This is a genomic window from Acinetobacter sp. YH12254 (genome assembly GCF_013417415.1).
GTDB classification, from domain to species: domain Bacteria; phylum Pseudomonadota; class Gammaproteobacteria; order Pseudomonadales; family Moraxellaceae; genus Acinetobacter; species Acinetobacter pseudolwoffii.
The window spans coordinates 20,250-35,423 of sequence record NZ_VPEB01000020.1 but is presented as its reverse complement, the minus strand read 5'-3'; the positions used below and the strand labels follow the sequence as shown (position 1 = coordinate 35,423).

Below are 15,174 nucleotides of genomic sequence, written 5' to 3'. Positions count from 1 at the left end.
TTTTCATTCGATCAATCAAACAAACGATCAAAGAATGATTTTTTCTTTGGTGATGATTTACTGTCTTCACCATCCATAGTTTCTTGCAGCTCTTTCAACAGTTCACGTTGACGTGCACTTAAATTAACTGGTGTTTCCACTACAATACGGCACAGCAAATCACCTTGCATGCTGGTACGTACCGGTTTAACACCTTTGCCACGTAAGCGGAACAGTTTACCCGTTTGCGTCCCTTCAGGAATTTTCAGGCTTACTCGACCGTCTAGAGTCGGAATCTGAACCTCCTTACCTAACGCTGCATCGGCGATTGAAACCGGCACATCCATATACAGGTCAGCACCATCACGCTGGAAGATTTCGTGCTCACGCACCACCACTTCGACGTACAAATCACCTGACTGACCATCACGAATCGCTTCACCTTTACCGGTCAAGCGTACGCGGTCGCCATTATCCACACCCGCAGGAATAGTAACTTCCAGCGTTTGCTGACGATCCGACACACCTGAACCATGACATTTATTACATGGGTTCTTGATGATCTTGCCCTGACCGCGACAGGTACTACAAGTTTGCTGCACCGAGAAGAAACCTTGCTGCATACGCACTTGACCGGCACCATGGCAGGTACGGCAGGTTTCTACATCATTTGGATTTTTTGAGCCTTTACCATCACAGGCATCACATGGTGCCGGTGCAGTAAAAGTAATGGTTTTCTTGACGCCTTTGACCGCTTCTTCCAGGGTCAATTCCATCACATAGCGTAAGTCCGAACCACGGCGTGCACGTTGCTGGCCACGACCACCGCCGCCACCAAAAGCACCACCGAAAATATCACCGAACTGGCTGAAAATGTCTTCTGCGCTGAAACCACCACCGAAGCCGCCACCGCCGCCCATACCCCCTTCAAAGGCCTGATGGCCCATACGGTCGTACATGCTGCGCTTTTCACCATCAGACAGCACTTCATAGGCTTCTGCTGCTTCTTTAAATTTATCTTCAGCTTCAGCATTGTCCGGGTTACGGTCTGGATGATATTTCATCGCCAACTTACGGTAGGCTTTTTTGATTTCATCATCACTAGCGGTTTTAGCGACGCCCAAAACCTCATAATAATCACGTTTAGCCATGTCTGGCGATGCTCCTCACGGAATTTTGTTTAATATTCAACTGAGGTCTGAAATTGGGGTCAAACCTGATTTTACAAGGGGAAATATGAAAAAAATTATATGCTTTAGAACACAGCTTTATTTTGAGAGAATTTATGCAGGCCTTTAAACCAGGCATTGAGCAGGAAAATAAAGGCAATAAAGCTGAAAATCACCCCGGTCACGACACAGGCTTTGACCCATAACTGGCTGTCCCAGGCAAAGAAAAACAGCGGAATAAACCACAGCGCAGCAAAGAGCGCCAAAATGGTATAAATCACGATATTTCGCATGATCCACAAGGCCTGCGCCTGTAACCAGACTTCGGCATAATCGACTTGTGTCACTTTACGGGCCAACCAGTAGGCAAAAAGTCCACTAAATAGCGTAAATAAGGCCAAAAACATGAAGACATAAGCCATCGCTACGGAACGTCGCATCTTGGTTAATGTAGTTTGAGTCATGTTGGTTTAACCTCATTACCGGATTGGCAGTTCGGCCAATGCAGTAGTTACTTATTTTTTTAAATTATAAAAATCTCAGCTGCTACTATATTGAAAATTTCAATATTTCGCACCTGAAATTATGACAATTTTAAACAGAATTTAAACTTTTTTTCACTTTAAACCATTGTGCATATAAGGCAGGCAGGAAAAACAGGGTCAGAAGTGTTGCCACAATTAAACCGCCCATAATGGCCACTGCCATCGGCCCGAAAAAAATACTGCGAGACAAGGGAATCATGGCTAAAACTGCGGCCAATGCGGTCAAGACAATCGGGCGACAACGGCGGACTGTGGCATTGATAATGGCATCCCATGGGGATTCTCCGGCCTGAATATCCTGCTCGATCTGGTCAATCAGAATCAGGGAATTTCGCATGATCATTCCAGAAAGCGCAATCGTCCCGAGCATGGCCACAAAACCGAAAGGTTTATTGAAAAGTAATAGGAATAACACCACCCCGATAATGCCTAAAGGTGCGGTCAGGAATACAATAAAGGCCCGTGAGATGCTCTTGAGCTGAATCATTAACAGGGTCATCACTACCGCCAGGAATAAAGGCATGCCAGCATTGACCGAGTTCTGTCCACGCGCGGATTCTTCGACCGTGCCGCCGACTTCCAGCAGATAGCCATTCGGCAACTCAGCTCGAAGTTGGTGCAGTGAATCGTGTAATTCATTCACCACAGTGGCCGGCTGTAAGGCCGTGCGAATATCGGCACGCACTGTGATGGTCGGTAAACGATTCCGATGCCAGATCAAGCCTTCTTCAAAGCTATATTCAATGTTGGCAAGCTGTGCCAACGGTACCGAAGTACCACGTGACGTCGGTATCGCCAGACTGCTTAAAGAAGCGACATCAACGCGTTCAGCCTGCGCACCACGTAAACGGATTTCAATCAGTTCACGCTTTTCCCGATACTGATCAATGCCGGCCCCCAAAATCGAGCTGTTCAGCACATTGGCCAGCTCACTGCTAGTCACGCCCAACTGACGGGCACGATCCTGATCGATCTCCAGTTTGATGACTTTGCTCGGCTCACCCCAGTCCAGATGTACATTGGTGGTATTCGGATTATCGCCCACGGTTGCGGCGACTTTCTGCGCCCATTCACGAACCAGTCCCAGATCTTCACCAGAGACCCGGAACTGCAATGGATAACCGACTGGAGGGCCATTTTCCAGCAGGGACACCCGGGTACGGACTTCCGGTAATAACAGCCGAATCTGGTCACTCAAGGATTGACGGATTTCGTTACGATCTTCCAAAGAGGATGCCAGCACCACAAACTGGGCAAAACTGGTTTGCGGCAGCTGCTGATCCAGCGGTAAATAGAAACGCGGAGAACCAATTCCGACATAGGCCACATAGTTATCAATGCCCTGCTGTTTCGACAAAAAGGCTTCAACTTTTTTCACCGCAGCTTCGGTGGCTTTCAGAGAGGCGCCTTCTTCAAGTTTGAGATCCACCAAAATTTCAGCCCGATTCGAGGGCGGGAAAAATTGCTGTGGCACCAGCTTAAACATTAAAATGGAGAGAATAAAAATTCCTACCGTTGCTGTAATCACGGTCTTACGATAGGTCACACAGGTATTTACCCAACGGCGAAAACCTTGATAAAACCGGGTTTGATAAGGGTCATGCTGTTCGCCGGCATGATGCACGACCGGCTGGGGTTCGGGCTGCTTGCGCAAACGCGCCCAAAGGCGCTGATACCACGGCGCTTTTTGTATCAAGTCTTTGTTGAAATTGGGCAGCAGTTTATCGCCCAGATAAGGCACAAATAACACCGCGGCAATCCAGGACATCAGCAGTGCAATCGTGACCACCTGAAAAATAGAACGGGTATATTCACCGGTACTCGATGCTGCTGTGGCAATCGGTAAAAATCCGGCGGCGGTAATCAGGGTGCCGGTCAGCATTGGAAAGGCGGTGGTTTTCCAGGTAAAGCCTGCCGCCTCAAGCCGGCTATAGCCCTGCTCCATTTTAATCGCCATCATTTCAATGGCAATAATCGCATCATCGACCAGAAGACCGAGTGCCAGAATCAGGGCACCCAAGGAAATTTTATGCAGGCCGACATCAAATAAATGCATGCCGGCAAAGGTCATGGCCAATACTAGCGGAATCGAAAAGGCCACCACCAGTCCGGTACGAAAACCCAGCGAGAAGAAACTGACCAGCAGCACAATAATTACTGCTTCTGCCAGCACTTTCATAAATTCATTGATACTGCGTTTGACTGCCACTGGCTGATCGGAGACTTTTTGCAGCTCCATGCCGAGGGGCAAGGTTTTTTGCAGACGGGCAAATTCCTGTTCCAGATGTTTGCCCAGTGCCAGAATATCGCCGCCTTTGCGCATGGACACGGCAATACCAATGCCATTTTCAGCCATAAAACGCATCCGGGGTTGGGCCGGATCACTAAAGCCTCGATAGATCTCAGCGACATCTCCCAGCTGAATGGTTTTGCCATTTATCAAAAGTGGCAGTTGCTGTAATTCTTCAATACTGTTTAAGGCACCGCTGACCCGAACCTGAATCCGGTCTGAACCGGTTTCAAAAAAACCGGCATGGGTCATGGCATTTTGCTGCTGCAAAGCCTGCTGAATGGCGCTGACTGGAACTCCGAGCTGGATGGCTTTGGTGTTGGAAATCTCAATCCAGATTTTCTGGTCTTGCAGGCCGATTAAATCGACTTTGGCGACATCTTTGACCCGTTGCAGTTGTAACTGCAAACGGTCGGCGTATTCCTTGAGGGTCGCATAATCGAAGTCTTTGCCTTTGAGCACATAGATATTGCCAAAGGTATCGCCGAATTCATCATTAAAGAATGGGCCTTGTACTCCTTGCGGCAATTCATGCCGGATATCGCTGACTTTCTTGCGCACGTTATACCAGACATCGGCCACATCTTTCGAAGCCAGAGAATCCTTGGCAATAAAGGTCACCATGGATTCCCCCGGACGCGAATAGGCCATGATGCGGTCATATTGCCCCGTGGTCATCAGTTCCTTTTCAATCCGATCCGTGACCTGTAAGGACACTTCTTTGGCACTGGCACCCGGCCAGTAGGTCTGGATCACCATCACTTTAAAGGTAAACGGCGGATCTTCACTTTGCGACAGCTGGGAATAGGACACGATGCCAATCAGCCCGAGCAGGATCATAAAATACAGTACTAGTCCCTTATTCTTTAAAGCCCATTCCGACAGGTTAAAGTTCATATTTAACTCCCTGACTGAACGGTCACAGGACGGTTTTCACGATTAATCGGATTGATTTTTTGCTGGTCACGCAGCAAATGTACGCCGCCAATCACCACATAATCTTCCGCTTTCAGGCCACTGAGTACCGGTACGCTATCGCGACCATAAGCCCCTAAAGTCACCGGGACTTTGTGTACAGTATGATCCGGCTTGACCAGCATCACATAGGCTTGTTGATCTGTGGCTGAGACACTGGACAGCGGTACACTGAGCCTATTGTCCCGGCTGTGCTGAAAAAACACCCGGGCACTTTGTCCGAGCTGGATCTGAGCATTGCCTTCGCGCAGTGAGACTTTGACCCGGAAGGTACGGGACTGGTCTGCGGCTGGTGATATTTCACGGACAAAGGCACTAAATTTTTCTTCAGGTTTGGACCATAAAGTCACCGTGGCAGGCTGTCCGACCTTGACCTCTGAAATGGCCTGTTCCGGCACGCCAATCACCACTTCACGCTCACCGGAAATGGCTAACTCATATGCCGCTTGCCCGGCTGCGACCACCTGACCCGTTTCGATATTTCGTGCCGTGATCACGCCATTTTTAGTGGCAATCAGCTGATTATAAGTGGTCTGGTTTTTGGCAGTATCATAATTGGATTGCGCCTGTTTCAGACTCGACTGTGCAGCTTTATATTGATTATCGATGGCATCATATTGCGAGCGACTCACGGCATTGACCGGTAACAGCTGCTTGAAACGCTGTAGTTCATCCTGAGCAATTTTACTGGCAGACTGCGCGTTTTCCAGCTGGGCACGTGCCGCATTCAGCTGCAACTGGGCATCTTTTACATCCAGTGTGGCCAGCACCTGTCCGACTTTGACTTGGTCCCCGACATCAACGAAGCGCTGGGTCACCTGTCCCGCTACCCGAAAGGCCAGTGCTGTTTGCTGACGCGCCTGCACATCGCCGGCATAACTTTTCAGTTCATGCTGTGAAGTGCTCGGTGTGGTCACCATGACAAAGGGAATTTCCTGTTCTGCGGCGATTGTATCTTTACTGCATCCATTTAAGGTCACACTGCAAAGCATCATCATGCCAGCCAACACGCTGTAAATCCTGCTCATCTTATTCGCTCTTATCTGATCATCTTTTTTCGGGCAAACTATGCTGATATATTGAATTGCTTATTTTTTAATTAATATACCACCCGGTACACTAATTACAACAGAACCCTCAAAGCAATGACCAAGTTGACTTTTTTTGGAAGAAATTGTGCAAATACCTGTAGGACGACCGAAAGATCTGGAGAAACGCCAACGCATCCTGAGCGCGGCCAAAGCGCTATTTTTAGCGCATGGTTATCATGCCTCCAGCATGAACCAGATTGCCCGTGAAGCCGGGGTGAGCAAACTGACGGTGTATAACCATTTCCAGGACAAAGCGACGCTGTTCAGCTGTGCCATTGAAGATACCTGTGAAGCCATTCTGCATGAGCATCCGCAGGTCTTGCAGCCAAGCAGTGACTTTGCTCAGGAATTTTATCGGGCCTGTTTACGCGCTTTGAATATTATTAGCCTGCCTGAAGCCATCAAACTGGACCTATTACTCATGGAGCTGGCCTCGCAGCAAAGCCCGCTGGCAGAGCAGTTTTATCAGGCCTCGCATGCCAAACTGGAGGCGGTCTGGCATGATTTCTTTGCGCTGGCGCAGCACTACCAGTTTATTCAGGTCGATCGACCCGAGAAACAGACCGAACTGATCGTGTCCCTATTGACCGGAACACGTCATCAAAAAATCCTGCTCGGACTTACAGCTCCGCCCTCCAGTACAGAACAGCAGCAGATCATTAATCAGGCGATTGAATTGTTTATGCTGAAATATGCCATTGCTGATTAAATTCCTTCTGATCGCTTGAGTGCTGGCGACAGGATACTGGCTAAAATTTGCTAAAAAAACCGCAAAATATCTGCAACTTTTGTCTGTAAAGGACTTGGATTGTCCTACAGTCGCGGTATAGTCAAAGCAAGCATTTAAGGGAATATAAAAATGATTCAACAAATTGATGCACCACTACGCGAAGACGTACGCTTACTGGGTAATTTGCTGGGGGAAACCTTAAAATTACATGCGGGGCAGGATTTGTTTAATCAGATTGAGCAGATTCGTGCTTTATCTAAAGGCGCACGTGATGGACAGGTCGAAGCAGAAAAACAGCTAGAACAATTATTTTTGAGCCTGGAAGATGCGGAAATCCTGCCTCTAACCCGTGCCTTTACCCATTTTTTGAACTTTGCCAATATTGCCGAACAATATCATGTGGTGCGTCGTCGCCGTCAAAGCGAATTCGATGACACGGCAGAATCCCCTAATCCTCTGGTACCGTTATTTGAAAAATTTAAACAGCAGGAGATTTCTGCCGACACGCTGTACCAGCAAATCTGTGAATTAAAAATTGAACTGGTACTGACCGCGCATCCGACAGAAGTCAGCCGCCGCACCCTGATCCAGAAATATGATGGTATCAATAATGCCCTGTCCAAATTCGACCAGCAGAAACTCACGCCGCGTGAACGTCAGGCGGTGTTGGCAGATCTGAAACAGCTGATTAGCTCGGCCTGGCAAACCGATGAAATCCGTCAGCATCGCCCGACCCCGATCGATGAAGCCAAATGGGGCTTTACTACCATTGAACAGACCTTGTGGAATGCGGTTCCGAAATTTATCCGGGAATTAAATGGCATGGTCGAACAACAATGCGGCCAGAACTTGCCCTTAGATATTGCACCGGTACGTTTTGCTTCCTGGATGGGCGGTGACCGCGATGGCAACCCGAATGTTACCCATAATGTGACGCAAGAAGTGTTATGGCTGTCACGCTGGAAAGCTGCCGATCTGTATTTACGCGATATTGAGAACCTGCGCTGGGAACTCTCCATTCAGCAATGTAGTACGGAAATCTCCGAGGCATTGGGTCTGGATCATCCGGAACCCTACCGTGAATATTTACGTGACACCCGTAGCCGCCTGAAAGCGACCCGACACTGGCTGGCAGAAAAATTAAAGGGCAATGATGCCGATGATAGTTTAGTTATTAAAAGTAAAGATGAGCTATTACAGCCACTATTGACCTGCTATCGCTCCTTAATGGACTGCAATCTGGCCGAAATTGCCAATGGTAGCCTGCTGGACTTTATTTACCGGGTCAACAGCTTTGGGATTGAGTTACTGAAACTGGATATTCGTCAGGAATCAGGACGTCATCGTCAGGCAATCTCGGCGATTACCGAATATTTAGGGCTGGGAAATTTTGAAACCTGGACCGAACAGGCACGTCAAAACTTTTTACTGCAAGAATTGCAAAGCAAACGTCCCTTGCTCCCAAAACATCTGAATGAACCAGCCGGCAGTCTGATTCAGCACCCGGATGTACAGGAAGTCTTTGCCACCATGCGCACCCTGGCAGAACAGCCAAGTGAGTCTCTGGGTGCCTATATTATTTCCATGGCGGAATATCCAAGTGATGTGCTGGCGGTATTGCTTCTACAAAAAGAAGCGGGTATCAAGCACGCCTTACGAGTGGTACCGCTGTTTGAAACCCTCAAAGATCTGGACGGTGCAGCCGAGACCATGTCAACCCTGTTCAATATGCATTGGTATAAACAGCATATTCAGGGCAAGCATGAAGTGATGATTGGCTATTCGGATTCAGCCAAGGACGCCGGTTTTATGTCGGCCAACTGGGCGCAGTACCGTGCCCAGGAAGAACTGACGACGATTGCCCAGCAACATGGCGTTCAGCTGACCCTGTTCCATGGCCGTGGCGGTTCGATCAGCCGTGGCGGTGCACCAACCCAGCAAGCCTTGTTCTCACAGCCACCGGGGTCGATTTCAGGCACGATTAGGGTGACTGAACAGGGTGAAATGATCCGCTTTAAATTCGGACTGGAAGAAATTGCCCTGCAAAATCTGGAAATTTATACCGCTGCGACCTTAGAAGCAACCTTGCTCCCGCCACCCGAGCCAAAACAGGAATGGCGCGACTTGATGCATCAAATGACCGAACTCTCGGTTCAGGTCTATCGCCAGACCGTGCGGGAAAACCCGCATTTTGTCAAATACCTGCGCACTGTCACTCCTGAACTTGAACTGCAAATGCTGCCGCTGGGGTCACGGCCGGCGAAACGTAAAGTCAGTGGCGGGATTGAGTCCTTGCGTGCGATTCCGTGGGTATTTGCCTGGACCCAGATTCGTCTGATGTTACCTGCCTGGCTGGGTACCGGTGCCGCGCTGAATAAAGTACTGGATCAGGGGCAACGGGCGGTACTCGATGAGATGCTGGCAGAGTGGCCATATTTTCAGACCCTGATTGATATGCTGGAAATGGTGCTATCCAAAGCCGATGCACATGTGGCCTTGTACTATGAATCACATCTGACCCAAGATGAAGATCTCAAAGTACTCGGCACAGAGCTGCGCCAGCGTTTGCAAGATGCTGTACAGACCTTACTGACGTTAAAGGGTGAATCCAAATTGCTCAGCAGCAACGGCGTCCTGGATCAATCCATGAAAGTCCGTAAACCGTATTTGTTGCCACTACATTTGCTGCAAGCTGAGCTGATGAAACGTCGCCGTCTCTATCTGCAACAGCAGCAAGCTGAAAATACCCCGGTCGATCATGCCTTAATGGTCAGCATTGCCGGCATTGCAGCCGGTTTACGTAATACCGGCTGATTTTTCGCCCTCGCATTCAAAGCACATCCTGGTGATGTGCTTTTTTTGTACATGAATTGGCCAAAACCACTCACTGCATCGTATTTTTTATAACTAAAATAACAAATCTTTATGAGTGAATTTTAAGCATAGCTATATGATTAATCCACTGATTTAACGCTACTTTTATATTAAAAATATTTACCAATTGATAAAAAATAAATAAAAGTCAATGAATTAACTTGAACAAAAAGTTGAAAGGAGTGATTAAAACTTCCAAAAAACCGGAGTATGATGTGCACAATTTATCTTTTGAGTGCTCATTTTATGTCCAGTTGGTTTCCCAAATGGCGCCCTTATGAGGGCAGTATCGATGCACGACCAGTAGGTACCGCAGAGTATTTGCCACCCGCACAAACGGTAGTTTTGGGTGTACAGCATGCCTTTGCCATGTTTGGCGCGACTGTACTGGCACCTTTTTTAATGGGCTTTGATCCTAACCTGGCGATTTTAATGTCAGGGATCTGTACTATTCTGTTCTTTTTAATCACCGGTGGCCGGGTTCCAAGTTATCTAGGTTCAAGCTTTGCCTTTATTGGTGTGGTCATCGCAGCAACTGGTTATGCGGGTGGTGGCGGACTGAATCCGAATATTGGCGTTGCAGCAGGCGGGATTATCGCATGTGGCATCTTCTATGCGCTGATGGGCTTTCTGGTCATGGCGACGGGCACCCGCTGGATCGAAAAGCTGATGCCACCGGTAGTGACCGGTGCCGTGGTGATGATCATTGGCCTGAACCTTGCTCCAGTCACGGTTAAAAGCGTCATGGGCAACACCTTTAATATGTGGATGTCTCTCGTTACCGTGATGTGCATGGGCTCGATTGCCGTCTTTACCAAAGGCCTGCTGCAACGCCTGCTATTATTGGTCGGTCTGTTACTGGCCTATCTGATCTATTTCATGCTCAGCAATATCATGGGTTATGGTACTGCAATCAACTTCCTTCCCATTCAGCAAGCGGCCTGGTTTGGGTTACCGACTTTCCATGCACCGACCTTTGAATTGAATGCGATGTTGATCATTGCGCCAATTGCCTTGATTCTGGTGGCTGAAAATCTGGGCCATATTAAAGCCGTAGGCGCGATGACCGGTGAAAACCTAGATCCGCATATTGGTAAAGCCTTTGTAGCAGATGGTATTGCAACCACTTTAGCCGGTGGTGTGGGTGCGCCGGGTATGACCACCTATGGTGAAAACATTGGTGTAATGGCCGTGACACGGGTTTACTCGACCATCATCTTTGCAGTCGCGGGTGTCTTTGCTGTGTTCCTGGGTTTATCGCCTAAGTTTGGTGCGGTGATTCATACTATTCCAACGGCGATTCTGACCGGTGCTTCGATTATAGTCTTTGGTTTGATTACTATTGCTGGTGCCAAAATCTGGATTGAGAACAAGGTCGATTTTTCGCAGAACAAGAACCTGATGGTGGCTGCGGTGACCATTATTTTAGGTACGGGTGATTTTGCCCTGACTTTTGGTAGCTTCAATCTGGGTGGTATTGGTACGGCAACGTTTGCAGCCCTGTTCTTAAACTGGTTCTTCAGTCTGGTCGATAAAAAATAAAATTCAGCGATGACTGGGCACAGCCTGTTGCAAGCAAAAAGACCGAACATATATGTTCGGTCTTTTTTGTAGCCTAAAACAGTCTGTCTAGAATGAACTGTTTTAAGTGACTGGCAATTGATTCACGTTGGCTTATTTCTGTTTTTTAAGCGCTTGCTTCAGTTGCTTCAATTTGCCTTTATGTTTTGAAATCTTTTTCAAACGTGCTTTGATTTCTTGCTTTAAAGATTTAACTTGCTTAGCCATGGTATTACTCCCTAGTAAGGCTATTCGTTAGGCTTGTGTTGTTTCACAAAACCACGAATAAATTTTCTTAATTCACGAGCAGCACTAGTATCCAGTTCTTCGCAGAGACGAATAAATTCATCACGCTCCGTACTCTGAATACGAATTAAAAGTTGTCCATCTTTCTTGCCTGTCTTTATTTTTTTGATTTGCTCGCTCATTGCTTATCTCTCCAAAATAAAGACTACTTTGCAAAAGATGTATATACAATATATATACTTTTTAAATTAAATCAAACTTACATTGTAAAAATATTTAATAAAATCAATTTCTTTTTTTTACCATAATTTCTATAAAACCGTGCAAAGCACGTCCAGGCAAGGCTTTAGGCACTTGGCTGAATGGGCTTTTTATGGATAAATTATTTTTGCAAAAAGGCGATGTTGTGCTTAAAAATCGCCATGGCTACAGCAAGATCTCCTGCATAGCTTGAAGATCGTCCGGCGTAGTTGAACTGAAATGAGCCCGTTTAAGGACGAAACTCTTTCAGTTCACGTTGAATAAAGTATTGGAACATTTCACGGTATAGATGTTCAATAAACTCCTGATCGAGGCCCTGCTTTTGCGCCAATGCCCTAACATTTTCTACAATCTGTTCCATACGTTCTGGTGACTGCAAATCGGTTTCAGTTTTTTTGAAACGGGTGGTTTGATCAACATAAAATTGACGCGCAGCGATCAGCTCAACTAAAGCTGTATCAATGGCATCGATCTGTTGACGTGCATGTTCTAGTGATTCAGCTTTGATCTTTTCCATGTTTTTTCAGTTCACTTTCAGTTTGATTATTACTCTTATACTTTTCTTCTAACACATTACTGAAAATACTTTCAATCATCCAGACCCGATATAAGCTATTAAATGTATAACTTTGATCATCTATCCGCAGTTCCAGTACCGGAAAGTTCGGCTGCGACTTCATTTCACAGAGCATATCATTGTCCTGCAGCTTCACCAGAATATCGTCCTGGGTCAGATCTACAATATTTAACTGTTGCTGCAAAAGTTTGAAATGGGGTGCATAAGACAGGTCTTCACCACGGGTCCAGACGGCCTGCAAGATCTGGTACATCGCCTCAATCCGCTGCTCCTCGGGACAGCTATAAAATAACTGTGCCATTGGCGCGATCGCCTGCTCGGTCGGTCGGCAAAACGGGGTAAATTCTACGTCCGTCCGTTTGGATAAACGTGTGGCCAGACTCCAGTCAAACTCATCCCGGCCACGATAGGACAAGGGATAGACATTCAGCTGGATATTATAATAATCCGCCAGTTCTTCCTTGATGTAAGCTAGGAGCAGCCAGGAAATCGGATCTTCCAGCGCGAGATACAAGTCCAATTCCGGATCCATCGACTGGATCTCGTTCAGCTCTTCAGCATCACTGATCAGATGCTCACGCCATTCAATGTGATCGATCATAAAAATCGGATTACCGGTCAGCAGTTTTTGCTGCTCCAGACGCCGGGTCAGACGTAACAGGTCATCGACTGCCTGATACTGGCGTCCGCCTAAATTAAAATAGCTAGCCAAAATCGGAGTCTGATCAAAAATACGTTCGGGAAAGTTCTGTGGCTGATGATGACGACTGGCCATGGCATAAAGGGTTCGTAATTTTCCGGTCTGTTTTTGCCACAGCATATGGAAGACATCTTCCAGCAAATACAGGAAATCCTGTCCACGCAGCGGTGTATGCCGCAAAATCAGTTCGGCCTGTTTTAAGGCCTCAGCGGTCGGTAATTCCGGGGTATCATGAAAACTGAAACGATGCTGTTTCGACAAGATTTTCGCATCATTAATCGTGTAGTGCTGCCATTCATCAAAAGACATCTGATTTGGGGGGGCTGCATGCGAACTAGAAATAATTACTTTCAGCGGCTTGAGCTGCGGACTTAAAATTTCTTCGAGCTGGGGCAGCTGCTGTACCGCCAGATAGCTGTACACATCATCCAGTCTTAAATGGATACTCAGCCCATCTTGAATAGATAACACCGTTTGACGGATTGGTTTCTGGTAAAACCAACTCGATCGGATTGGATCAAACCAACGGCGTAACAGGGACATGAGTTCGGCCTCGACAAAGATGACGGTGTGCAGTTCAAAAAATTGAATCTGTACAGAATAATCTATTTTTAAGATCGCAGAGCAAAAGCCCTGCATGGTGTAAAAACTTATATCAAGTCTTGACATACTCCCCCCACTTTCGACTAGCTCAAGTGGGGGATTCTAAAAGCAAAAGCTCTTAGGTGACTTCCTCACGGATTTCACTTGCTTTCTGCTTCACAGGGCGATCTTTACCGCATCTTCCCTCGACAGACAAAACGGTATGTCCCACCGCTAAAATGTTACGAGAAGCGTTAATATCTGCATTCTCGCTAAAACCACAACTAACACACTCAAACTTAGCCTGAGTAGGTCTATTTTCTTTTGCAACATGACCGCATGAACTACAAGTCTGACTTGTATATCTAGGGTCAATCTTAACGAGTAAACCACCTCGCCATTGTTGCTTATACTCCAACATATTGACAAGCATTGACCAACCTTGATCTAGGATTGATTTGTTTAAGCCTGATTTAGCTTTAACATTCTTTCCTTTTTCTTCGATTGAGCCTTTGGCTGACTTCGACATATTGGCTACTTTTAAGTCCTCAACTACGATCATTGCGTGGTTTTTGCTGAGAGTTGTCGTGACTTTGTGCAAGTAGTCATGCCGAATATTGGCAATATGATGATGTAATTTATTGATCCTTAAATTAAGTTTTTTCCAATTTTGACTAAATTCGGTTTTCTTTCTCAACTTGCGTTGAAGCCTAGCCAACTTTACTTGATTGGCTTTAAAACTATTGATTGGGTCAAATACCTGACCTGTTGATATTGTAATTAATTTCTTAATGCCAAGATCAACACCAATTGTAGATTTTGATGGATGAATTGGTTGTTCGATTTCACGGTTAGTACAAAATGAAACATACCAAAGCCCACAAATTTTCTTAATTGTAATACTTGTAATTTTACCAACAATTTCTTGTGATTTTTTAAATCTTATCCAACCTGTTTTTTTAGGCAAAGAAACTCGATCACCAATAACCTCACAATTTGCAAATGGAAGTCTAAAAGATTGCTTACCATCTAATTTCTTCTTGAATCTTGGCATGAGTGGTCTAAGCTCAATCTCACCACCATCAGCCAATTTAAAAAAATTGGGTTTACGTGGTTTCCGCTTGTTTTGCTTTAAACGAGCTTGTTCTTTTTTGTTGTAAAACTTACCCCATGCTTGAGCAAGATCACGTATTTTTTGCTGTAAGCAAGCTGAATATGTTTGACCAAGAAAAGAAAATTCAGGTGTTTTTTTAAGGGGTACTAATTTTTTTTCAATGCTTTCGTAACGAATATATTCATCTTTAGCAAACATTTCAAATGATTTAGCGAGAATTTGATTCCACACAAAACGAGCAGAACCTATTGCTTGATTAAGCAATATTTCCTGTTCTTGGTTAGGCAGAAGCCTAAACTTGTAGTGTTGTAAAATCTTCATTAAATCATTGTTTATAAAAGAATTGTAGTGTTTGAATTATAGCAAAAATAAGCAATAAAACCAAGAAAACATTATCTTTAATATGGCTATCGCCACTCGCTTGTATCCCCCACCTGACTGTCGGTGAGGGTCTTACGCCCGATTAAGATAAACAAATGTT

At 46.1% G+C, this 15,174-nt stretch carries 11 protein-coding genes; 3 read left to right on the top strand and 8 right to left on the bottom strand.

The features are described from left to right. Positions 1-11: 11 nt before the first annotated feature. From dnaJ to FTV29_RS13360, 4 genes are all read right to left on the bottom strand, one after another. The gene (gene dnaJ / locus FTV29_RS13375; RefSeq protein ID WP_005094779.1) at positions 12-1,130 is read right to left on the bottom strand and encodes a molecular chaperone DnaJ; all 1,119 of its coding nucleotides are present in this window, start codon (positions 1,128-1,130) and stop codon (positions 12-14) included. Between the two features lie 104 nt (positions 1,131-1,234). Next, the gene (locus FTV29_RS13370; protein ID WP_004280853.1) at positions 1,235-1,612 is read right to left on the bottom strand and encodes a hypothetical protein; all 378 of its coding nucleotides are present in this window, start codon (positions 1,610-1,612) and stop codon (positions 1,235-1,237) included. 130 nt (positions 1,613-1,742) lie between these two features. Further along, complete coding sequence (locus tag FTV29_RS13365; RefSeq protein ID WP_074383763.1) at positions 1,743-4,880, bottom strand: efflux RND transporter permease subunit; 3,138 nt, start codon at positions 4,878-4,880, stop codon at positions 1,743-1,745. A 2-nt stretch (positions 4,881-4,882) separates the two neighbouring features. Then, positions 4,883-5,986 carry an efflux RND transporter periplasmic adaptor subunit gene (locus tag FTV29_RS13360; protein ID WP_180075609.1) on the bottom strand — a complete coding sequence of 368 codons (1,104 nt, stop codon included), beginning with the start codon at positions 5,984-5,986 and terminating at the stop codon, positions 4,883-4,885. Positions 5,987-6,134: 148 nt separating this feature from the next. Here FTV29_RS13360 and FTV29_RS13355 point away from each other — a divergent pair, with 148 nt between their 5' ends. From FTV29_RS13355 to FTV29_RS13345, 3 genes are all read left to right on the top strand, one after another. Beyond that, positions 6,135-6,758: a TetR/AcrR family transcriptional regulator gene (locus FTV29_RS13355; RefSeq protein WP_100535506.1), complete on the top strand. Its 624-nt coding sequence runs from the start codon at positions 6,135-6,137 to the stop codon at positions 6,756-6,758. A gap of 150 nt (positions 6,759-6,908) precedes the next feature. Beyond that, on the top strand, positions 6,909-9,593 hold the full coding sequence (ppc, locus tag FTV29_RS13350) for a phosphoenolpyruvate carboxylase (protein ID WP_180075608.1): 2,685 nt from the start codon (positions 6,909-6,911) through the stop codon (positions 9,591-9,593). A gap of 306 nt (positions 9,594-9,899) precedes the next feature. Then, positions 9,900-11,195, top strand: a complete 1,296-nt coding sequence (locus FTV29_RS13345) for a solute carrier family 23 protein (protein ID WP_148334914.1) — start codon at positions 9,900-9,902, stop codon at positions 11,193-11,195. Positions 11,196-11,461: 266 nt separating this feature from the next. Here the strand turns inward: FTV29_RS13345 and FTV29_RS13340 are convergent, their stop codons facing one another. From FTV29_RS13340 to FTV29_RS13325, 4 genes are all read right to left on the bottom strand, one after another. Next, on the bottom strand, positions 11,462-11,641 hold the full coding sequence (locus FTV29_RS13340) for a hypothetical protein (protein WP_004280844.1): 180 nt from the start codon (positions 11,639-11,641) through the stop codon (positions 11,462-11,464). Positions 11,642-11,949: 308 nt separating this feature from the next. After that, positions 11,950-12,237 (bottom strand): chorismate mutase, encoded by a 288-nt coding sequence (locus tag FTV29_RS13335; RefSeq protein ID WP_004647685.1) that lies wholly within the window; start codon positions 12,235-12,237, stop codon positions 11,950-11,952. Further along, a complete protein-coding gene (locus FTV29_RS13330) occupies positions 12,218-13,540 on the bottom strand; it encodes a hypothetical protein (protein WP_180075618.1) in 1,323 nt (440 codons plus the stop codon). The genes FTV29_RS13335 and FTV29_RS13330 overlap by 20 nt, the downstream gene beginning before the upstream one ends. Positions 13,541-13,718: 178 nt before the next feature. Continuing rightward, positions 13,719-15,014 carry an RNA-guided endonuclease TnpB family protein gene (locus FTV29_RS13325; RefSeq protein ID WP_180075607.1) on the bottom strand — a complete coding sequence of 432 codons (1,296 nt, stop codon included), beginning with the start codon at positions 15,012-15,014 and terminating at the stop codon, positions 13,719-13,721. Positions 15,015-15,174: the final 160 nt, after the last annotated feature.

Coding starts and splice junctions, on each gene's coding strand:
- FTV29_RS13360 (WP_180075609.1), bottom strand. CDS start 5,986: ATGAGCAGGATTTACAGCGTGTTGGCTGGCATGATGATGCTTTGCAGT.
- FTV29_RS13345 (WP_148334914.1), top strand. CDS start 9,900: ATGTCCAGTTGGTTTCCCAAATGGCGCCCTTATGAGGGCAGTATCGAT.
- dnaJ (WP_005094779.1), bottom strand. CDS start 1,130: ATGGCTAAACGTGATTATTATGAGGTTTTGGGCGTCGCTAAAACCGCT.
- FTV29_RS13365 (WP_074383763.1), bottom strand. CDS start 4,880: ATGAACTTTAACCTGTCGGAATGGGCTTTAAAGAATAAGGGACTAGTA.
- FTV29_RS13370 (WP_004280853.1), bottom strand. CDS start 1,612: ATGACTCAAACTACATTAACCAAGATGCGACGTTCCGTAGCGATGGCT.
- FTV29_RS13330 (WP_180075618.1), bottom strand. CDS start 13,540: ATGTCCCTGTTACGCCGTTGGTTTGATCCAATCCGATCGAGTTGGTTT.
- ppc (WP_180075608.1), top strand. CDS start 6,909: ATGATTCAACAAATTGATGCACCACTACGCGAAGACGTACGCTTACTG.
- FTV29_RS13335 (WP_004647685.1), bottom strand. CDS start 12,237: ATGGAAAAGATCAAAGCTGAATCACTAGAACATGCACGTCAACAGATC.
- FTV29_RS13325 (WP_180075607.1), bottom strand. CDS start 15,014: ATGAAGATTTTACAACACTACAAGTTTAGGCTTCTGCCTAACCAAGAA.
- FTV29_RS13340 (WP_004280844.1), bottom strand. CDS start 11,641: ATGAGCGAGCAAATCAAAAAAATAAAGACAGGCAAGAAAGATGGACAA.